We start from the raw sequence: 19496 nt of genomic DNA, 5'->3' as shown, positions 1-19496 counted from the left end.
CCTTGCTGCGTTCAAACGCATCGCCTAATGTCACGATGTTCCTGAATTGTCCGGCGCCATGAGCGATACAGCTATCCTTCCTAAATACGGATTCTGTCGCGATTGCCTCACGCGTCAGTCTTCAGCTGCGCGCCGCTGCAGCAGTTGCGGCAGCCCGCGCCTCGTATCGCATCCTGAGCTTGAACGCCTCAGCATCGCGCACATCGACTGCGATGCGTTTTTCGCCGCGGTAGAGAAGCGGGATCGCCCCGAGTTGCGCGACAAGCCGGTCATCATCGGTGGCGGCAAGAGAGGCGTGGTATCAACGGCCTGCTACATTGCTCGCATCCGGGGTGTGCGATCTGCAATGCCCATGTTCAAGGCTCTCGAAGCCTGCCCTGACTCGATTGTCATCAAGCCGGACATGGAGAAATATTCCGAGGCTGGGCGTCAGGTTCGCTCACTGATGCAGTCGCTGACACCGTTGGTGGAACCCGTGTCAATCGATGAAGCTTTCCTTGATCTGTCCGGTACCGAAAGCCTCCATCGAAAAGCCCCGGCCCTTGTGCTTGCCGAATTTGCGAAACAAGTGGAACGCGAAATCGGCATCACCGTGTCGGTTGGTCTGAGCTACTGCAAGTTCTTGGCGAAAATCGCATCCGACATGCAGAAGCCGCGCGGCTTTTCCATCATCGGTCAAGGAGAGGCCCGTGAGTTTCTTGCCGACAAGCCGGTGACCTTGATCTGGGGAGTGGGCACGGCATCTGCTGCTGCGCTTGAGCGCGAGGGGGTTCGCACGATCAGGCAGCTGCAGACTATGGAGCGCGAAGACCTCATTCGGCGGTTTGGAACATTGGGTAACCGCCTATTCTACCTCGCACGTGGGGAAGATGACCGGAAGGTTCAACCCGAACATGAAACCAAGAGCGTCTCTGCTGAAACGACATTCGATAATGATCTGACTGCGCTCGAGGACTTGGTGCCGGTTCTCAGAGCGCTTTCGGAGACGGTGTCTACCCGCCTGAAGAAGGCCGAGATCGCCGGGCGGACAATCGTCCTGAAACTCAAATCGGCAGATTTCCGGATACGCACCCGCAACCGTCAACTGCCCGACGCTACCCGACTGGCTGACAAGATTTTCGCTACCGGGCTCGAGCTTCTGCGCAAAGAGGCGGATGGCACATCATTTCGGCTGCTGGGGATTGGGGTTAGCGATCTGGTAGACGACGCGCGCGCAGATCCTCCTGACCTGGTGGATCACGGTGCACGAAAGCGCGCCATGGCCGAGTTGGCCATGGACGCGCTTCGTGAAAAATTCGGAGGCAAGGCAGTCGAGACTGGCTACACCTTCGGCCGTAGCGTGCGGGGGAAGCCGCAAGACCCGGCTGATTGAGGCGGCTTAGATACCTACTGACGGCCGACGGAACCCAGAGGACGACACAGATGCATCCTGAACGGTGCCAAGCTGTTCAGGCGCCGGCGGCTGAGGGTTAACCTGACGCGCGACCCAGGCTGGCAGCTCCTTTTGCGGATACATCAGCGGCTCATTCTGTAGCACAACAACCGGAGCTCCCGTCGGAACGCGGGAATACAGATCAACGATGTCCTGCGAGAACAGGCGAATGCAACCGGACGAGACTGCGAGGCCGATTGACCATGGCTCAGTCGTGCCGTGGATACGGAAAAGCGTGTCGCGGCCATCCTTGTAGAGATATAGAGCGCGTGGTCCGAGCGGGTTGGTGATCCCCGGCTCCATACCGCCAGCATATTTCGCATAACGATCCGGCTCGCGACGAATCATGTTCTGCGTCGGGGTCCACCGAGGCCACTGTGCTTTGCGGCCGACCGTCGCCGTTCCTTCGAACTCCAGCCCTTCCTTGCCAACGCCGATTCCGTAACGCAGCGCCTTGCCGCCCTCCTGTACGAGGTAGAGGAAGCGGTTGGCTGTGTCGATCACGATGGTGCCGGGCACTTCCGAGCGATGGTAATCCACCTGCTGACGAAGGAAGCGAGGCTCGACGTTCGAAATGTCCGTAGCCGGAATCGGGAAGCGATCATCAGGAAGAGGGCCATACATCGCCAGGTAGTAAGGATCTGGACCGGATGCTACCTGCAGCACCTTTCCAGATGTCGTACAACCGGCGAGGAATACCGGCACAGAAGCAAGGAAGAAGCGTCTGGACATGCGCCCCACGGACGAACGTTCGTGCAGCTCTCCGGCTTCGGTCTTCTCACACATAAGCGGACCTGAGATCTTTTCGTTTTGACACGCGCCTTGCGGCACAGGGGGACCACACCATAACGGTGCGAACTGTTGCTTGCCTAGCAAACATGGCGAGTACGGGAGAAAGTCGCGGCGGAAAAGTGGCGGACTAACGCTGTTGCTCGATTGCAACAGCTACTCATCCGTCCCCATCATCTCGACATATGCCTGCAAAGCGCCGGGTACGCCTACACCCGATACGATCGCACGGGTATCCCCATATGGCTGCGCCCCATGCTCAAGCGATGAAGCGACTTCCTGCGATCGGATCGCCTGATATGCATTCGCCCACGATCCTGGACTGATTGCCGAGATCTCCCGACGATAAACAATCTCGGTCGTTTCCGCGGCGCTTTCCGTCCTCGTCGGAGACGACGACGGCGCGCGAATCTGCGTCAGAAGCGACAACGGATTGATGGTCATGGATATGGAGCTTCCCCGAGTTGATGCGCGGCTTCTACGCGCAGCGGGTCTCAGCTACCTTAAAACTCCTCACGCAATTTGAACTAAATTGCTTGATCCACAAGATCACGCATCGAGCATGTCCTTAACGGTCGTCGCCAACTGCTTGAGAGTAAATGGCTTCGGCAGGAACCCGAACTTAGCCTCCTCCGGCAGGTTTTTGGCAAACGCATCTTCCGCATAGCCCGATACGAAGATGAATTTCACATCAGGCTGACGCTTGATGAGCTCTCCGAGCAATGTGGGGCCATCCATCTCCGGCATCACAACGTCGGAGACGACAATGTCGATCTTTCCGTCAAGCTGATCAAAGATCTCAAGCGCTTCGACGCCAGACGATGCTTCGTGAACCGTGTATCCACGGGAAACCAGCGCGCGGACGCTGCCCATCCTCACCGCGTCCTCATCCTCAACGAGAAGGACGGTTGCAGAACCCGAGAGGTCCTTTGCGGCGGCCGCTTGGGCAGCTACACGAGGAGCAGAGCCATTTGCCTCGCCGCTCGCAGATGGCCCGGATGCAGAGTCCGCTTGGATTTCAGCGTGCTGCTGCACCTCGACCACGTGACGCGGCAGGAAGATGTGGAATGTCGTTCCCTTCCCCAATTCCGATGTGCAGAAGATGTAGCCGCCGGTCTGCTTGACGATGCCGTAGACCATCGACAGCCCGAGCCCGGTCCCCTTACCCACCTCCTTGGTCGTAAAGAAGGGCTCGAAGATCTTCTCAAGGACATCCGCCGGGATACCGCTGCCGGTGTCCTCCACCTCGACGAGAACGTAATCGCCGCTGACAAGCTCTCGGTATCCGAAGCCCGCGCAATCCGCTGCAACAATGTTGCGCGTGCGCACTGCCAATGATCCGCCTTCCGGCATCGCGTCGCGCGCGTTCACGGTAAGATTGACGATGACCTGCTCGAGCTGCCCGATATCCGCCTTCACCGGCCACACATCGCGACCATGTTCGACGGCAAGCTTTATCTCGTTGCCGGCGAGACGCGACAGCAGCATCCGGAGATCGGCCAGAACGTCTGTCAGGTTGAGAACTTCTGGTCGCAGGGTCTGCTTGCGCGAAAACGCCAGCAGCTGCCGCACCAGCGAGGCAGCACGATTGGCGTTCTGCTTGATATTCATGATGTCCGGGAAGGACGAATCCGAAGGCCGGTGATTGGCCAGCAACAAGTCCGATGCCATGATGATCGCGGTAAGGACGTTGTTGAAGTCGTGGGCAATGCCGCCCGCAAGCTGACCCACCGCCTGCATCTTCTGGCTCTGGGCCATTTGCGCCTCAAGCGCCTTTTGCTCAGTGGTTTCGACCGCGTAGACGATGGCAGCTTCTTCGGCTCCCTCACCGGTTCCACCATCAGCCAGCGCACTGACGTAGAAGCGGATGTGACGATCTTCGTCGCCGGGCACCACTGTGTCGATCGGAGATATGTCGGCCTGACGCTGACGCGCCTTCGCCAAGGCTATATCGAAAGCCTCGCGGTCGCGCGGATGCATGACGGCTTCCAGCTTCACACGCCTGTCGAGCATATCGCGATCCACGACGGCGGCGAACAAAGACAGGAACGGCGCATTGGTTCGAAGGATGCGGCCTTCACCATCGACCCCGGCAATTGCCATTGGCGTCGAATTGAAGAAGCGCGTGAACCGAACCTCGGAGGCGCGCAGGTCCGCAGATGCGTCCTCGCCCTGATTGCGATTGAGAACAATGGTTCGAGATGGACCAGGAGCCCCATCGCGGCTGGCCGTGACCCTGTGCATGAAACGCACCGGAACAACGGCTCCGTTCACCGTTGACAGATCAAGGTCAATGACCGCGTTGCGCGTCTGTCCAGGGTCAGCCTTGACCGAGCGGATCAACGCCATCCCATCTCCCGCCACAATCTGGGATAGCGTGGTCGCACCGGGCGTAAACCCTGCCAGATCGATGCCAAGCCACTCCGCCAGCGTTGCGTTTATATACGTAATCCGTCCTGTGGCATCCGCTGCGAAGAAACCTGCTGGTGCATGATCGAGATGATCTATGGCCTTCTGCAGATCCAGGAAGAAACGCTCCTGCTCTGCCCGCTCTGCCGATATATCGGCGATTTCCCATGCGGAAAGTGGCTGGCGATAGCCCGGAACCTTAAACGTCCTTGCGCGCAGGCGATACCACCGCGCCGCCCCGTCCGAGCCGGGGCGCAGCGACGAGTTGAGCCGAAATTCGCCATCGCCTGAAATTCCGTCACGGAGACCGGAGGCCAAACGATAGACCACGGGCGATGCCTCAGGGTTATCAGCCAGCAGCCCCTCTACCGTCCGAACATCTGCCGCGGACGTTGCCCCGGTCATCTCTACGTAGGAATTGTTCGCATAGACAATGCGGCCCTTGATATCGGTGACCAATAAGCCCTGTCGCATCGTATCAACGAATGAGCGAGCCAGTTCGTCAGCCGTAGAGCGGGGTGCAATCTGGATGAAACCTATAGCCGCGGTGAACAGGAAGCCGACGCCGATCATGGCGAGCATCCCTAACAGACCCAACAGGAACGGATCACCGAACCAGTTGCGGAATAGCGTGAACGCAACTGCAGCGACGATCAGCACCACCACAAAGATGAAGAGGCGCGTTATCGTGCCTGGCCGCGCGCTTTGGTCAACGATCGCTGCGGGACGGATTTCGCCGCTGGTGTCCTTCGCCATTCCTATCCTGCCTGCCATCGACGTTAACCTCGCATACATCATGCTTAACAACGACTGCAAGCGCGGCAACGGATGAATGACCTTGCTCGATGCAAGAGCGCATGCTTCGCTCAAGATTGAGCCCAGCGAAGCGTCAAGATTGCTTGCGATGTAATCGTACCGCGACTACTCTCCGCAAAAGCTCGGGCCGCAGGGGAGCAAGCAGATGCATGCATGGCTGGAGAGTGTCGCACCAGGATATGGTTCGGCTCTGATATGGACGCTGGCGGCACTCATTGGACTCCTGATCCTGCTGGTAGTGATCCGCATCGTGCGGAGCCTCACATTTGGCACGTTCGTTGCAGGCGGGCGGAGTCGCAAGACCCGCTTGGCCGTGATGGATGCCACAGCAGTAGACAGCCATCGGCGGCTTGTCCTGGTTCGCCGCGATGACGTTGCGCACCTTCTTCTGATAGGTGGTCCAACGGACGTGGTAGTCGAACAGAATATTCGCCTTATTGCTGCCGGGCGTCGTCAGGCTCCTCCCCCTGACTTTGCTGAACCTGCAAATTCGGTTGCGGGTGGGCATCAGCTGACAGCGTCGGCTCCACCTGCACCTGCGCAGCCGACAGTGCCTCCGAAAGCCATATCGGCGCATGCGCCCGTTGCCCAAGCCAAGCCCATACCCGCGGGGCTACCGGAAATCGCCGTCAAGCCTGGGCCCGGCGCTCCCCGAGCAGCCGAACGATCGGCAATTTCTCAACCCCCTGCTGCGGCACCACGCGCACCCGTGCCGACCTCCATTTCACCAGCAAGACCGGCATCCGCTTCGGCACCCTCAATGCCGACAAGGCCCCCCTATTCACCGAACACATATACGCCAGCCCCGTCGCAGGCAGCTGGTGGAGCGGCGGCTCCCCAACCAGCAGCGCCCGCTCCGCAATCGGCCGCTCCCTCACCAACCAGTCTCGGCGCAGGAAAGAGTTCTTCGCTCGATGATAATTTGCTGCAGGAGCTGGAAGTGTCGCTTGAGCACGAAGCGCGAAAGACGTGGACGCCGGCTCCTACTGCCTCTCCCGCAGCTCCGGCAACTTCAGCCGAACGCGAACGTGCGATCGATGACGAACTGACCCAGCTCCTCGGCAACCTGACCACACCCAAGCGCTGATCGATACGCGTTTAGACGCCCTTCAAAGACAAACGGCGCCTTCACAGACGCCGTTTGCCAGACCAAGAAACAAAAAAGCGGCCTCGGGGCCGCCAAATCTTAATCGTCTCGGTATACTTTCTCGCGTCGCTCGTGACGCTCTTGCGCTTCAATCGAGAGCGTGGCGATCGGACGTGCATCCAGTCTCTTCAGCGAGATTGGTTCACCCGTCTCCTCACAATACCCGTAGGTTCCTTCATCAATACGCTGCAAGGCGGCATCAATCTTGGAAATCAGCTTGCGCTGACGATCACGGGCACGCAGCTCAATCGAACGGTCCGTCTCAGACGACGCCCTGTCCGCCAGATCAGGCAAATTTGCATTTTCCTGCTGGAGGATTTCGAGCGTTTCACGAGCTTCACGGAGAATATCGTTCTTCCATGCAATCAGCTTGCCGCGGAAGTAGGATTTCTGCCGCTCGTTCATGAAGGGCTCGTCTTCGGAGGGAACGTAATCGTTAACCACGATATCTGACATTCGACTCAAATCCCAAAGCTGCGATCCGGCGCCTATATATTCTGGCTTACAAGCTTACACAAGTTCTAAGACTAACAAGGTCACACACTTGTTAAGGCCTATTTATTAGTCACTTAGCACGTAATTCCCGCAAACTTACGCTGATGTGCCAGAGAATTGTGCAGTGCACACCATCACGCATCAGCCCCCGTTGCTACGAAATGCGGTGATCGATAAACATGCCTGAGGTGCCAATCTGGGCCGGCACCATCAATTCGGGGGACCAAGCATGACCCGCCTCTACCTCCTCAGACACGCAAAGGCGCGTTGGGCAGAGCCCGGCGTACGGGATTACGACCGCCCGCTTCACCCCTCGGGAGATGAGGACGCAGAGGAGATGGGTCGGGAAATGCAGCGATCCGGGTTTATTCCGGATCTGGTACTGTGCTCCGGAGCCAAACGTGCGCGCGATACATGGAAAGCGGTTGCACGCAGCATCGAGGTTAATGATGTCGGATATTCGGACGCGCTCTACAGCACTGATGCCGCCGGATACCTCGACATCATTCGCGAGGCCAAAAGTGACGGATCGATACTGATCGTGGGGCATAATCCCATGATGGAGGACCTGGCGATCGGCCTCGCCCGCGACGGGAACGAGCAGGCAATGGCTGCAGCCCGGCGTGGATTTCCGGCGTGCGGGCTGGCGATACTCCGCTTTCCGGCCTCCCTTTCCCGAATAGCTCCAGAAGACGGATTTCTCGAAAAGTTCCTGAAGCCGGCGGGCATCTGATCTTCCACAGGTTTCGCCAACCCTTCCAGCGGCAGCGTTGGGACACTATATCTGGCACCAACTCGCCTTTATAGGGGACGCCTTGGCCAGCCTCACGACCTTTACCGACGACGCGCTGATTGCTCTCGACACCTTGGCCGGTCATGCCACTGGACTGGTAAACCCGACACTCAGGCTGGGAGTAACCGGCCTGTCTCGCGCGGGGAAGACCGTATTCATTACCTCGCTTGTTCACAATCTGCTCCACGGTGGCAGGCTCCCGCTTTTTGAGGCGCAAAAGAGCGGGCGCATCGCGCGGGCGTACATGGAGCATCAACCAGACGACACCGTGCCTCGTTTCCTTTACGAGGATCACGTTGCGGCGCTGCTACGGCGACGGATATGGCCTGACTCGACGCGCGCAATCTCAGAGATGCGCCTGACCATCGAATACGAGTCGGCGAGCGGATGGGGCCGAATGTTTTCGCCCGGCCGCCTTGCGTTGGACATCGTCGATTATCCGGGTGAGTGGCTGCTTGATCTGCCGCTTCTGGCAAAGGACTTCACCCAGTTTTCCAGGGAAGCGCATGAGTTGTCTGCGCTTCCAGTCCGCTCGGACCTGTCTGCAGAGTGGCGCGCTCTTGCAGCAAACGTCGACCCGGATGCGCCGGCTGATGAAGTCGCGGCAAGGGAATTGGCGGAAGCGTTCGCCAACTATTTGCGGGCCTGCAAGGACGATTCGCGCGCTCTTTCCACTTTGCCGCCGGGGCGCTTCCTGATGCCCGGAGATCTTGAAGGATCGCCTGCCCTCACCTTCTCACCGCTGCCCGACCTGCCTGATACGAAAAGCAAGCCAGGTTCCCTGCGCGCCGTGATGGAGCGTCGATACGAAGCCTACAAGACCCATGTCGTCCGGCCGTTCTTTCGCGAACACGTCGCCAAGCTGGATCGCCAGATTGTTTTGATCGATGCAATGCAGGCCATCAATTCGGGGCCTGACGCTGTTCAGGATCTCGAACGGGCCCTTACAGAGATTCTGGCTTGTTTTCGCCAAGGACGCACCGGGTTCCTCACCGGCCTTGTTGCGCGAAAGATCGACCGAATTCTGATCGCTGCGACCAAAGCTGATCACATCCACCATGAAAGCCATGATCGGCTCCAGGCTATCGTCCGACGTCTGGCAGCACGCGCTGCAGAGCGAGCGAGCCTCTCCGGCGCCGAGGTGGAAGCCCTGGCCATGGCCGCGATTCGTGCCACTCGTGAGGGAACGGTAAAGCATGGTTCGGATAGTCTGCCGGTCATCATCGGAACGCCACTGGCTGGTGAGACGATCGATGGCGAGACCTTTGACGGCGAAACCGAGACGGCGATCTTCCCGGGCGACTTGCCAGCTTCCCCCGATGACCTCCTGGCATCATCGAACAATCAGATCCGCTTTGTGCGCTTCCGCCCCCCCAAGCTTGAGCAGACTGCAGAGGGGGTCACCCTGTCGCTTCCGCACATCCGGCTTGACCGCGCCATGCAGTTCCTTCTGGGAGATCGGCTAGCATGATGCCACCGCGCAAACCTGCAGCCTTCAAGCTCAAAGAAGATAAGCCCGAAAGCGGCTTCGCGATGGCGCGCCCGCCGCGCGCGATCTCACCGGATCTCGTAACTCCGGTGGAAACCGATGTTTTTGAGCAAGAGGGCGTGGAGCACGATGTCGCCGTCCCTCCTCCTCCCGTATCGCGTCGTCGATCTACGATCGGTTCGATCTTCTTTGCGGCAACCGGGCTTCTTGTGTCCCTAGCAATCGGTATGTGGGTCGACGGCCTCATACGCGACATGTTCTCGCGCTCCGACTGGCTGGGTTGGTTTGCCTCTGCGGTTACGGCCGTTGCTGCTGTCGCCTTTGTCACGATCCTCGCTCGCGAACTGGTCGGGCTGGCGCGGCTCAATTCCGTCGAAAAACTCCGCGCTGACGGCTTGGCGGCTGTCACCAGTAAAGACAATCGCCGCGCTAAAGCGTTCGTTGCAGACTTGACTGGCTTCGTTTCAAGACGACCGGAGACTGCGGCCGGCCGACGGGCGATGAACGATCTGCAAGGCGAGATCATAGATGGTCCCGATCTTGTCCGCCTGGCGGAGTTGGAACTTCTCGCGCCCCTCGACGCACGCGCGCAGGAGTTGATCTTGAACGCTGCCAAACGAGTGTCGGTCGTGACGGCCGTAAGCCCACGCGCCTTGTTCGATATTGCCTATGTCTTGTTCGAGGCGGGCCGGCTCATTCGACGGCTCGCGGAACTCTATGGCGGACGACCCGGTACGCTTGGTTTTGTTCGCTTGATCAAAGATGTCCTTGCTCATCTGGCGGTCACCGGCGTCGTCGCGGCTGGAGACGAGTTCGTGCATCAGGTGCTGGGCCAAGGACTCGCTGCGCGGCTTTCCGCGAAACTCGGAGAAGGCGTCGTTAACGGCATGATGACCGCACGAATTGGGGTTGCCGCAATGGAGACGGTGCGTCCCATGCATTTTCACGCGGTCAAGCGCCCGGGGATGAGCGACTTCCTCGCTTCCCTCACCCGCTTTGCAAAGGATAAGGGCGTCGCAGACCCTGCAAGAGGAAAAGCGAATCCCGAGCAAGCTTGAGGCTTGGCGACTTTGCCACACATCTGTTAGAGGTCACGAATAGTAGACGAAGCGTTAACCATTCTTCTTCATGGTTCGACAACAGTCTCCAGTTCTGTTCTCGGGTATTTCGATGATCGTACGCATGGCTTTGTCCGCGCTCTTGCCGGTTGCAACGGCGGCGGCCATCTTGAGTTCGCCCTCCGAGGCACATGCATCAGAACCGGACCGGAAGTTCTTTAACAAAGTTGAAGGCGCTTGGTCGGGTCCCGGCGAAATCGTTGCAGGCAAGTACAAGGGCACCCGCTTCACTTGCAATTTCACGGGCATCACCGACAAGCAGAAGGTCGGTGTGTCGCTGGACGGCGGCTGCCGGGTTGGCCTGTTCACACAAAAAATGTCGGCGATCGTCGAACATGCCGGCCGCAAAGGCTATCGCGGAACCTTCATGGATGGTGCGGTAGGTGAAGGGCTCGATGTTGTCGGTGGTTCGGTGAAGGGCCACAAAGTCACGCTGAATCTGACTCGTAACCAGCTCAACGGAGCGATGCTCGCGAGCCTGCCTGATGATGACACGCTGCACGTTACGGTGTCAGTGCGCGTCGACCAGCAGATGGTGCCGGTCATCGGTATGAACCTGAAGCGCGTAAGCGCCTCATCGATTGGTGCGATCGCCGGCAAGTAAGCTTGCCGGCAACCGCCTTCGCCATCAGGTCAGTTGGCGACTTTCTCGAACAATTCGGCAAAGTGCTTCTTGGCCTTGCCTGGATGCTTGACCGCCTTGGCTTCCTCAAGGTTTGTCGACTCGCCTACTGACACGAGCATGACCATCCCCATACCGTAGTGGGGCGTGCACTTGATGCCGTACAGGCCCTCTTGAGTCACGGTGTAGGTGATCTCCTCATTCACCTTCCCCTTGAAGCCCTCCGCGCCTGCAGGAAGCATTCCCTTAATCGTTTCAGCATTGTGCGACTTGTCCTGAGGGACGAAACGGATGGTGTCACCTGGTTCGGCCTTCAAAAAGTCTGGCTGGAAAACCATGGCACCCTTGTCCCCCTTGTTGAGCATCAGGACCTCGTGTTCCGCCGCCATCGCTGGCACAGCAAACGCCGTCGCTGCGGCAAGCGCGATCACTGCCAATGTCCTGTTCATCTTATTATCCTTTCTGAAGTCAGGTTCGCCGAGAGAAACACCTGCTCGGCGCAGGTCTGGAGCTAGCGGGAGGAGCTGGCTCAAAGACTTTCCTCGCTGATCGGCTGGATCGTCAGCGTGTCCTGTTTGCGATGAAATGCGATCGCGAGTCGGAAGGAGTGCGCGACGCGCAGTGCCCGATCCATGAACAGGTCGGCCACTTCCTCCGGGCACAGAGCGTGAACTGTCTCGCGGAACAGAGTCAGCCATCGCCTGAAATGCGGTTCATCAAGCTCGGGGATCGACACATGATGAGGGAGCGGACGTCCGTCATACCTGCCGGTACGAAGGAGCGTGGACGACCAGAAGTCGCACATCTTCGCCAGGTGAACCGGCCAATCGGCGGCCGCGATCCGTGAGTTGAAGATCGGACTCAGAAGTTCGTCGCTGCGAATGCGGTCATAGAAGCCATGAACCACGTCGCGGATCATATCCTCATCCAAAAGTTCAGGCAGCGTCTTGCCATCTATGACAGCCGTGCGCGCTGATACCGGACGTCCCTTCATCGCTACGGTCCTTCTTTCCGCGGATGTGATGCTCTACCGCCTCAGATGGGGCGAGTGATATCACCTCGCCAGCGGCGAACGGCGTGAGAAAGCGTCGCACTAACCCTGCGGTAATCGTGGTTATCCCACGCATAGGGCTGCTGGATGAGGATGTTCCAGGCTGTGGCATTCCCGGTACCGATCCTTGTTGCTACGATCTGCACAATCAAAGCAAGGAATCGAGGATATGGGTTCACTCACACGTTTCTCAGTCGCGCCGTTGGCGACTATGACACGAAAACTCGCTGGCGTTGCGTCCGGACGCGCGGATCCGGACCTTGTGATCCGTGGCGCGCGGGTTCTTTCCACCTATTCTGAACGGATCCTGGCGGACCGGGAGATCTGGATTTCGGGTGGACGCATAGCCGCGGTGAAGCCGTCCGGCTCCTACCAGGGCAGCAGTTTCAACCTCTATGACGCGCGCGGCGGCATCATCGCGCCTGGCCTGGTTGACCCTCACCTGCACATCGAATCCAGCATGGTCACCGCATGCGCCTATGCAGAAGCGGCGCTTTTGAATGGCACGACCACGATCTTCTGTGACAGCCACGAGATTGGCAACGTCATGGACGTTGCTGGCGTGGAGGCGATGCTGGAGGATGCCCGCAGGGCACCGCTCTCCATATTCCTGACCGTGCCGAGCACCGTGCCAGCCACCTCGCCGGAGCTTGAGACGGCTGGCGGCGACCTCACCGCCGAGAAGATCGGAGCGCTGTTCGACAAGTGGCCGGAAGCTCTGGCGCTGGGCGAGAAGATGGATTTCGTTCAGGTCGCGATGGGCGACGAACGCAGTCACGCCATCCTTGCCGCAGCACTCCAGCGCGGCCGTCCCGTTTCTGGTCACGTCTATGGCCGGGAGTTTGTGGCAGCCTATGCCGCTTCGGGCGTGACCGACACCCATGAAGCAATCGACCGCGACATTGCCGACGACTTGCTCGAAGCAGGGATCTGGCTTTTCCTTCGCGGTGGACCTCCGACCACGCCGTGGCACAGCCTGCCGGAAGCGATCAAGACAATCACCGAACTGGGCGCTTCCCACAAGCGTATCGCCGTCTGCACCGACGATCGCGATGCCGATGATCTCCTCATGTTCGGCCTGGACTGGGTTGTGCGCGAGGCAATTAAGGCTGGCATGAGCCCGGAGCAGGCATGGTCGATGGGATCGCTGCATGGCGCGACGCGCTTTGGCGTCGAGAATGAGGTCGGCGGTCTCGGCGGCGGGCGCCGCGCGGACCTTGTCCTTCTGGACGACGCTATGAAGCCGGTGAACACCTGGTACGGCGGCGAACTCGTCGTTGAGGATCGCAAGGTAACACCGCTGCTCGACAAGGAATTGTCCGATCGCTACCGCTACCCGGATGCCGCCTACAGGACAGTGAAGCTGCCCGAGAAGCTCAAGCTGACCCCGGAGCTACCCGCCGAAACGGTGACGATCAACGCGATCCGCACCGAGCTTCCAGGTATCACGCTCGGCCATGAAAAGATCATGCTCGAGGCAGCCAACAGCTGGCAGGAGCATTTCGATCGCCACGGCCTCTGCTTCGTCACGGTCGTCGAAAGACACGGCAAGTCCGACGGCAACGTCGCTTATGGCCTTCTCAGCAATTTCAGCCTCAAGCGCGGCGCCGTGGCCTCGTCGGTTGGGCATGACAGCCACAACATCATCATCGCCGGGCTCAACGAAGAGGACATGCAGGTCGCCCTCCGAGCCATCGAGAAGACCCAAGGCGGAGTTTGCGTGGTCGTCGACGGCAAGGTCACTGCGATGGTCGAGCTGCCGATCGCCGGTTTGCTTTCTGAAAAGCGAGTGACCGAAGTGGCAGAAGAAGTAAAACTGCTCAAAAAGGAGTGGGACGCGGCTGGCTGCTCCATCCCTTACATGGGCTTCAACCTGATCCCTCTTTCTGTGATTCCCGAGATCCGGATTACCGACAAGGGTCTGGTTCTGGTTCCCGAGATGGAAATCGTACCGCTCGTTGAGGGCGCCTAGCTAACACCACAAGGCACCCCCGTTCACACGGCGGGGGTGCCGTTCCGTTCATCTTGATTTCGTGCGATAGCTTATCTTTCCCAACGCCACTCGAACCTACGAGGCGCACGATGTCGGCCAGCACCTCAAACCCCACCAGCGCCAAAGTGCACACGCTACCAGTGGCAGGGGCTCAAGCCACCAACTCTCTTCTCCGAAACCCCGGCACAAAGCTCGATCTGGGCTGGCTTGAGGAAGTCCGGAACGTAAACCGTTCGGCGCTGGAGAAGCGCGCTGCGACGCTGGTGAAACGCCGCTCGATCAAAGGCGAGAACCAAGCCGCCTGGCTGCTGCGGGCCCTCTCCTTGATGGACCTGACCACGCTGAACAGCAATGACACTGATGAGCGCGTCCGACGTCTGTGCGCGAAGGCAATCAATCCGTTACGGCGAGATCTCGTGGAAAAACTTAAACTCGCTGATATGCAGATACGCCCGGCAGCGGTCTGTGTGTACCACCCGTTCCTGTCCGTAGCCTCGAATACTTTGGAGGGCTCGGGGGTACATATCGCTGCGGTATCCACCGCGTTTCCACATGGCCTTGCGCCGCTGTCGACACGATTGGACGAAATTCGCGCTTCCGTCGGTGCAGGCGCTGATGAGATCGACGTGGTCATACGCCGGGGGCTCGTTCTAGGTGCCCATTGGCAGGAATTGTATGAGGAGGTCTCTCAGTTCCGCGAGGCATGCGGCGACGCACATCTGAAGGTTATCCTCGGCACGGGCGACCTGGCGAGCTTGCGCAATGTAATGATCGCTTCGATGGTGGCGATGATGGCAGGGGCTGACTTCATCAAGACCTCGACGGGCAAGGAAAGCGTGAATGCCACCCTGCCGGTTGGCCTCGTCATGTGCAGGGCCATCCGCAACTATGAAGAGCGCACCGGCTTCAAGATCGGCTTCAAACCCGCCGGCGGCATATCGACGGCCAAGGCCGCCCTCGAATGGCTCATTCTCATCAAGGAAGAGCTTGGCCGGCGGTGGCTTGAACCTGATCTGTTCCGGTTCGGAGCCTCAAGCCTGCTTAACGACATAGAGCGCCAGCTCGAACATCATGTGACCGGGCACTACTCCGCCTCGTACCGGCACGCCATCGTTTAAGGGTTGGATCATGAACATTCTCGAGCGCTACCACGCGATGGAATATGGCCCTGCCCCCGAAAGCCGCGCAGAGGCAGACGCCTGGATTGCCAGTCGAGATTTCTCCAGATCCCTCTTCATCGACGGCAAATGGAAGACGTCTTCGAAGGCAGCTTCCTTCCTCACGCGAAATCCTGCCACCGAAGAGTCGCTGGCAAACATCTCTGAGGCGTCTGAGGCAGACATTGACGCGGCAGTTGGCGCTGCGCGCCGCGCGCTAAAGAAATGGCGTGCGACATCCGGCTACGATCGCGCCCGCCTGCTTTACGCGATCGGCCGGACGATGCAGCGCCACGCCAGACTGTTTGCGGTTCTTGAGACATTGGATAACGGAAAGCCAATCCGTGAGAGCCGGGACATCGATGTTCCGCTCGCCATCCGGCACTTTATTCACCACGCCGGCTGGGCTCAATCCTTGGAGCGAGAGTTTCCCGGCCAGCATGGCGTTGGAGTGTGTAGCCAGATCATCCCGTGGAATTTTCCACTTCTGATGCTGGCATGGAAAGTCGCGCCCGCCCTCGCCGCTGGATGCACGATTGTCCTGAAGCCTGCAGAGTTTACGCCGCTGACCGCCATTCTCTTTGCCGAGATCTGCGAGAAGGTGGGCGTCCCGCGGGGCGTCATCAATGTCGTGCATGGCGGACCATCAACTGGAGCGGCCATCGTCGATCATCCGGGCGTCGACAAAATCGCCTTCACCGGCTCGACCGAAATTGGAAAATCGATCCGGAAAGCTACGGCAGGAACCGGCAAGAAGCTGTCCCTCGAGCTTGGCGGCAAGTCCGCATTCATCGTCTTCGAAGATGCTGATCTGGATTCATCCGTAGAAGGTCTGGTCGATGGCATCTGGTTTAACCAGGGCCAGGTCTGCTGCGCCGGTTCTCGACTTCTAATCCAGGAGAGCATTGCCGAAAGCTTCATCAGCAAGGTGAAGGCTCGTATGGCCAAACTCCGCGTCGGCAATCCCCTCGACAAGAACACCGATATCGGCCCGCTGGTGGACAAGAGCCAGCTCCAGCGCGTCGATAAACTGGTTTCCGAGGGGCAAAAGCAGGGCGCAGTATGCTGGTCGCCGGAAACTAGCCTCCCGGATTCCGGGAGCTATCACCTGCCTGTCCTCGCGACCGACGTTGCTCCGTCGAACGTGCTGGCGCAGGAAGAAGTTTTCGGCCCAGTGCTTGCTGTGATGAGCTTCCGCGATCAATCCGAGGCGGTCGAACTCGCCAACAACACGCGATACGGCCTTGCCGCCTCAGTCTGGAGCGAGAACATCAACCTCGCGCTGCATGTAGCCCCGCAACTGAAAGCCGGCGTTGTCTGGATTAACGGAACGAACATGTTCGACGCGGCGTGCGGCTTCGGTGGTTTCCGTGAAAGCGGCTTTGGCCGCGAAGGCGGCAGGGAAGGCATGCGTGAATATCTGCAGCCACTGCCGGATACGGGCAAACGGATAAAGCTAAAGCGCTCTTCGCTCCCCATCCCATCTGCAGCTTATAGCGCCAGCGACTTGATCGACCGCACGCCCAAACTCTTCATAGGTGGAAATCAGGTGCGTCCCGACGGCGGCTATTCCTTCCCCGTCGTTGGCCCGAAAGGCAAACTGATTGGGGAAGCCGGGCTTGGCAGCCGCAAGGATATTCGCGACGCCGTCAGCGCCGCAAGAGCGGCCAGCGCGTGGCGGAACGCGACGGGCTATAACAGGGCACAGATCCTTTATTTTCTGGCAGAGAACCTTGCTGCGCGGAGTAAGGAATTTGCCGACCGTCTGCGGACGCTTGTGGGAAGCACGGGGGCAGCAGCGAAGTCAGAAGTCGACGCTGCAATAGAGCGAATTTTTGCAGCGGCCGGAATGGCCGACAAATATGAAGGGGTTGTGCATCAGCCACCCGTGCGGGCTGTTACGCTCGCCCAGAACGAGCCTGTTGGCGTTATCGGGATCGTTGCTCCTGAAGAACAGCCGCTCTTGGGTCTGATCGCGATGCTCGCGCCGGCCCTGGCCATGGGCAATTCCGTCATCGCTATTCCATCAGCACGCCATGCCCTTATTGCAACCGATCTCTACCAGGTCTTTGAAACTTCGGACCTGCCGCCGGGTGCCATAAATCTGGTCACCGGCCTTGCCTCGGACCTCGCGCCCGTCCTGGCGCAGCACGACGATGTCGACGGCCTTTGGGTGGTAGCGGATGAAGGTATTTGCCGTCTGGTTGAAGGCGAGGCCGCGGGAAATCTCAAGCGTGTGTGGACGTCGAACGGCTATGCTGTGGACTGGGACGGAAGCCATGGCTCGTTGGAACGCTTTTTGCAGCGCTCGGTTGAAATCAAGAATGTCTGGGTTCCCTATGGCGATTAAACGCCGGTTGCCCGGTCCGGTCCTCGAGGAGGCGGCTTGCTATGAACGATGACAAGCGACTTCCCGACGATGCCCTTCTCCCAAGGGACACCCGCAGGTCGCTTCCAATCGCGCTTTTGCGCGCGCGCGAAGCGGTCATGAGCCGCTTCCGTCCCGTCCTCGCCGAACAGGATGTGACCGAGCAGCAATGGCGGGTAATCCGCGTCCTGGCGGAGGAGAACCCGCTCGATGCCACCGAGCTTGCCGAGCGCGCCTGCATCCTCGCCCCGAGCCTGACGCGCATCCTCAGATCTCTGGAAGAGCGCGGGTTGATCGTTCGCGAGCGTGATCAGCTTGATGGCCGCCGCTTGCTTTTGTCGCTGTCTGCCAAGGGGATGGAAATCATCTACGCCGTCAGTCCAGCCAGCAAGGACGTCTACGCGGACCTCGAGGCGCGATATGGCCGCAAGCGCCTGGACGACCTTCTCGACATGCTGGGAGACCTGGCAGCTTTGAAAACCGACCAGTAGCTTCAGCCGAAGATTATTCTCTCCGCCATATGCAGGCTCAGACCCGCGAGGCCGCCGATGATCATACCGTTAAAGCGAATGAACTGCAGGTCCCTGCCAATATTGAGTTCGATGAGACGCGTAAGCTGCCCCATGTCCCAGCCGCGGACCTGTTCCGAGATAAACGTCGCAACCCCGCTTTTCTGGGATTCCACAAAGGCACCCAGCGAGGTGACAAAGCCGTGGTTCATCTCAGCCCGCAGCTTCGGGTCTTCGGCCAACCGCTTGCCAATCTCGACAAGCATAGCTGTCAGCTGGCCCTTGAGCATCGAGTTGGGGCTCGTAATGTCAGTTTCCACGAAACTCCGTACCGCCTTCCAGGCATGGACCGAGAGTTCTGCGAGCTCCGGCCGTGACAACAGAGAGCGCTTCAGCTTTTCTGCCCTGTCGGCATAATCCGGTGACACGCGCAAATCGGCGATAAACCTCTCGACGAACCGATCGAATTCCCGCCTCATCGGATGTTCCAAGTCGCTCTGCACCTCTGAAATCAGAGCGCCGCCAGATGCGACGATCTTCTTCAACAGGTAAGCGTCTGCCTTGAACATATTGGCTAGGCTCGGCAGTTCGGTACGGATCTTATCACGTACGCTTGCAAGAGCCGCTTCGTCGTTCAGCATGCCTCCGAAAACACGGAGCAGCTCGTCGAACAGCTTTTGATGGTGACGGTCTGCGGTGACCGCCTGAAGAAGATCAGCGGCAAGGGGTGCCACCTGTACCTTTTCGAGCTGCGCATTCAGCCGACTGGAGACGAGTTCACGCAGATGATCGTTGTTTTCGAGAGCTGTCAGAGCCTGAGGAGCCACCCGTACGGCAAAATTGGAGAGGCTTGAAGAACGATGTGGGGCAGCGAGCCAATCCGCGACCATCATCCCAAAATCGACTTCGCTCAGCTTTGCGTTCACCGCCCCCGCCGAAAGAAAATTGCGCTCGATGAAACGCCCGAGATTGTCGGCGATCCTGTCCTTATTTGAGGGAATAATGGCTGTATGCGGCACCGGGAGACCGAGCGGCCGACGAAACAGTGCAACAACCGCATACCAGTCCGCCAAACCGCCAATCGCAGCAGCTTCGGCGAACGCCGCGACAAATGACAGTAGCGGATATGTTTCCTGAAATGTGCGAGCGGTGAGAAACACGATCACGCAGCCGACCAGAGAAGCCGTGGCCACCGCCTTCGTCTTTCTAAGCGCTCTCTGCTTGGCGAGGTCGTCACCGGAGAAGTTAGTTTGAGAATCGCTCGTCATGCCGGTTCCATCTCTTCATTGACGGAACCAATGTGGGTGG

The 19496-nt window shown here is 59.1% G+C and carries 17 protein-coding genes; 10 read left to right on the top strand and 7 right to left on the bottom strand.

Features of this window, described 5'->3' with window-relative positions; genetic code table 11:
- Positions 1 to 58 precede the first annotated feature (58 nt).
- Positions 59 to 1372 carry a DNA polymerase IV gene (locus IOD40_RS01715; protein ID WP_198473644.1) on the top strand — a complete coding sequence of 438 codons (1314 nt, stop codon included), beginning with the start codon at positions 59 to 61 and terminating at the stop codon, positions 1370 to 1372.
- A 6-nt stretch (positions 1373 to 1378) separates the two neighbouring features.
- On the opposite strand, the gene IOD40_RS01710 is transcribed toward IOD40_RS01715, so the two are convergent.
- The 3 genes from IOD40_RS01710 to cckA all read right to left on the bottom strand — a co-directional run bounded on the left by IOD40_RS01710 (position 1379) and on the right by cckA (position 5386).
- Complete coding sequence (locus tag IOD40_RS01710; protein WP_233713789.1) at positions 1379 to 2164, bottom strand: L,D-transpeptidase; 786 nt, start codon at positions 2162 to 2164, stop codon at positions 1379 to 1381.
- Positions 2165 to 2377: 213 nt separating this feature from the next.
- Positions 2378 to 2665: a hypothetical protein gene (locus IOD40_RS01705; RefSeq protein WP_198473642.1), complete on the bottom strand. Its 288-nt coding sequence runs from the start codon at positions 2663 to 2665 to the stop codon at positions 2378 to 2380.
- A gap of 105 nt (positions 2666 to 2770) precedes the next feature.
- A complete protein-coding gene (gene cckA / locus IOD40_RS01700; RefSeq protein WP_198473640.1) occupies positions 2771 to 5386 on the bottom strand; it encodes a cell cycle histidine kinase CckA in 2616 nt (871 codons plus the stop codon).
- A 205-nt stretch (positions 5387 to 5591) separates the two neighbouring features.
- On the opposite strand from cckA, the gene IOD40_RS01695 reads away from it, so the two are divergent.
- Entirely contained in the window at positions 5592 to 6533 is a 942-nt protein-coding gene (locus IOD40_RS01695; protein WP_198473638.1) for a flagellar biosynthetic protein FliO, read from the top strand.
- Between the two features lie 99 nt (positions 6534 to 6632).
- Here the strand turns inward: IOD40_RS01695 and dksA are convergent, their stop codons facing one another.
- Entirely contained in the window at positions 6633 to 7049 is a 417-nt protein-coding gene (gene dksA, locus IOD40_RS01690; protein ID WP_198473636.1) for an RNA polymerase-binding protein DksA, read from the bottom strand.
- 268 nt (positions 7050 to 7317) lie between these two features.
- Here dksA and IOD40_RS01685 point away from each other — a divergent pair, with 268 nt between their 5' ends.
- The 4 genes from IOD40_RS01685 (at position 7318) to IOD40_RS01670 (ending at position 11092) form a co-directional block, all read left to right on the top strand.
- Positions 7318 to 7821, top strand: coding sequence for a SixA phosphatase family protein (locus IOD40_RS01685; RefSeq protein WP_198473634.1), 504 nt, complete (start codon positions 7318 to 7320; stop codon positions 7819 to 7821).
- Between the two features lie 82 nt (positions 7822 to 7903).
- Positions 7904 to 9352 (top strand): YcjX family GTP-binding protein, encoded by a 1449-nt coding sequence (locus tag IOD40_RS01680; protein WP_198473633.1) that lies wholly within the window; start codon positions 7904 to 7906, stop codon positions 9350 to 9352.
- Complete coding sequence (locus tag IOD40_RS01675) at positions 9349 to 10428, top strand: YcjF family protein (protein WP_198473631.1); 1080 nt, start codon at positions 9349 to 9351, stop codon at positions 10426 to 10428. The genes IOD40_RS01680 and IOD40_RS01675 overlap by 4 nt, the downstream gene beginning before the upstream one ends.
- A 70-nt stretch (positions 10429 to 10498) precedes the next feature.
- Positions 10499 to 11092: a hypothetical protein gene (locus IOD40_RS01670; RefSeq protein ID WP_233713788.1), complete on the top strand. Its 594-nt coding sequence runs from the start codon at positions 10499 to 10501 to the stop codon at positions 11090 to 11092.
- A 29-nt stretch (positions 11093 to 11121) separates the two neighbouring features.
- On the opposite strand, the gene IOD40_RS01665 is transcribed toward IOD40_RS01670, so the two are convergent.
- Both IOD40_RS01665 and IOD40_RS01660 read right to left on the bottom strand, forming a co-directional pair.
- Complete coding sequence (locus tag IOD40_RS01665) at positions 11122 to 11559, bottom strand: pseudoazurin (protein WP_198473629.1); 438 nt, start codon at positions 11557 to 11559, stop codon at positions 11122 to 11124.
- An 80-nt stretch (positions 11560 to 11639) separates the two neighbouring features.
- The gene (locus IOD40_RS01660; RefSeq protein ID WP_198473627.1) at positions 11640 to 12104 is read right to left on the bottom strand and encodes a group III truncated hemoglobin; all 465 of its coding nucleotides are present in this window, start codon (positions 12102 to 12104) and stop codon (positions 11640 to 11642) included.
- A 226-nt stretch (positions 12105 to 12330) separates the two neighbouring features.
- Here IOD40_RS01660 and IOD40_RS01655 point away from each other — a divergent pair, with 226 nt between their 5' ends.
- The 4 genes from IOD40_RS01655 (at position 12331) to hpaR (ending at position 18170) form a co-directional block, all read left to right on the top strand.
- The gene (locus IOD40_RS01655; RefSeq protein WP_198473625.1) at positions 12331 to 14133 is read left to right on the top strand and encodes an adenine deaminase; all 1803 of its coding nucleotides are present in this window, start codon (positions 12331 to 12333) and stop codon (positions 14131 to 14133) included.
- Between the two features lie 110 nt (positions 14134 to 14243).
- Positions 14244 to 15272: a deoxyribose-phosphate aldolase gene (deoC, locus tag IOD40_RS01650; RefSeq protein ID WP_198473623.1), complete on the top strand. Its 1029-nt coding sequence runs from the start codon at positions 14244 to 14246 to the stop codon at positions 15270 to 15272.
- A gap of 10 nt (positions 15273 to 15282) precedes the next feature.
- Positions 15283 to 17661 carry an aldehyde dehydrogenase family protein gene (locus tag IOD40_RS01645; RefSeq protein WP_198473621.1) on the top strand — a complete coding sequence of 793 codons (2379 nt, stop codon included), beginning with the start codon at positions 15283 to 15285 and terminating at the stop codon, positions 17659 to 17661.
- A gap of 41 nt (positions 17662 to 17702) precedes the next feature.
- Positions 17703 to 18170 carry a homoprotocatechuate degradation operon regulator HpaR gene (gene hpaR / locus IOD40_RS01640; protein WP_198473619.1) on the top strand — a complete coding sequence of 156 codons (468 nt, stop codon included), beginning with the start codon at positions 17703 to 17705 and terminating at the stop codon, positions 18168 to 18170.
- A 2-nt stretch (positions 18171 to 18172) separates the two neighbouring features.
- Here hpaR and IOD40_RS01635 read toward each other — a convergent pair whose 3' ends face one another.
- Positions 18173 to 19456 (bottom strand): DUF445 domain-containing protein, encoded by a 1284-nt coding sequence (locus IOD40_RS01635; RefSeq protein ID WP_198473616.1) that lies wholly within the window; start codon positions 19454 to 19456, stop codon positions 18173 to 18175.
- Positions 19457 to 19496: the final 40 nt, after the last annotated feature.

It is taken from the genome of Aquamicrobium zhengzhouense, from assembly GCF_016124105.1.
In the GTDB taxonomy this organism is placed as follows: domain Bacteria; phylum Pseudomonadota; class Alphaproteobacteria; order Rhizobiales; family Rhizobiaceae; genus Aerobium; species Aerobium zhengzhouense.
The sequence above is the reverse complement of the archived record's forward strand: the minus strand, read 5'-3'. Positions and strand labels throughout refer to the sequence as shown.

Bases quoted from the DNA above. Each gene is read 5' to 3' on its own strand.
- IOD40_RS01715 (WP_198473644.1), top strand. From the start codon at position 59: ATGAGCGATACAGCTATCCTTCCTAAATACGGATTCTGTCGCGATTGC.
- deoC (WP_198473623.1), top strand. From the start codon at position 14,244: ATGTCGGCCAGCACCTCAAACCCCACCAGCGCCAAAGTGCACACGCTA.
- IOD40_RS01635 (WP_198473616.1), bottom strand. From the start codon at position 19,456: ATGACGAGCGATTCTCAAACTAACTTCTCCGGTGACGACCTCGCCAAG.
- IOD40_RS01655 (WP_198473625.1), top strand. From the start codon at position 12,331: ATGGGTTCACTCACACGTTTCTCAGTCGCGCCGTTGGCGACTATGACA.
- IOD40_RS01645 (WP_198473621.1), top strand. From the start codon at position 15,283: ATGAACATTCTCGAGCGCTACCACGCGATGGAATATGGCCCTGCCCCC.
- IOD40_RS01675 (WP_198473631.1), top strand. From the start codon at position 9,349: ATGATGCCACCGCGCAAACCTGCAGCCTTCAAGCTCAAAGAAGATAAG.
- IOD40_RS01710 (WP_233713789.1), bottom strand. From the start codon at position 2,164: ATGTCCAGACGCTTCTTCCTTGCTTCTGTGCCGGTATTCCTCGCCGGT.
- IOD40_RS01660 (WP_198473627.1), bottom strand. From the start codon at position 12,104: ATGAAGGGACGTCCGGTATCAGCGCGCACGGCTGTCATAGATGGCAAG.
- cckA (WP_198473640.1), bottom strand. From the start codon at position 5,386: ATGGCGAAGGACACCAGCGGCGAAATCCGTCCCGCAGCGATCGTTGAC.
- IOD40_RS01670 (WP_233713788.1), top strand. From the start codon at position 10,499: ATGGTTCGACAACAGTCTCCAGTTCTGTTCTCGGGTATTTCGATGATC.
- IOD40_RS01705 (WP_198473642.1), bottom strand. From the start codon at position 2,665: ATGACCATCAATCCGTTGTCGCTTCTGACGCAGATTCGCGCGCCGTCG.
- IOD40_RS01665 (WP_198473629.1), bottom strand. From the start codon at position 11,559: ATGAACAGGACATTGGCAGTGATCGCGCTTGCCGCAGCGACGGCGTTT.
- IOD40_RS01685 (WP_198473634.1), top strand. From the start codon at position 7,318: ATGACCCGCCTCTACCTCCTCAGACACGCAAAGGCGCGTTGGGCAGAG.
- IOD40_RS01695 (WP_198473638.1), top strand. From the start codon at position 5,592: ATGCATGCATGGCTGGAGAGTGTCGCACCAGGATATGGTTCGGCTCTG.
- hpaR (WP_198473619.1), top strand. From the start codon at position 17,703: ATGAACGATGACAAGCGACTTCCCGACGATGCCCTTCTCCCAAGGGAC.
- dksA (WP_198473636.1), bottom strand. From the start codon at position 7,049: ATGTCAGATATCGTGGTTAACGATTACGTTCCCTCCGAAGACGAGCCC.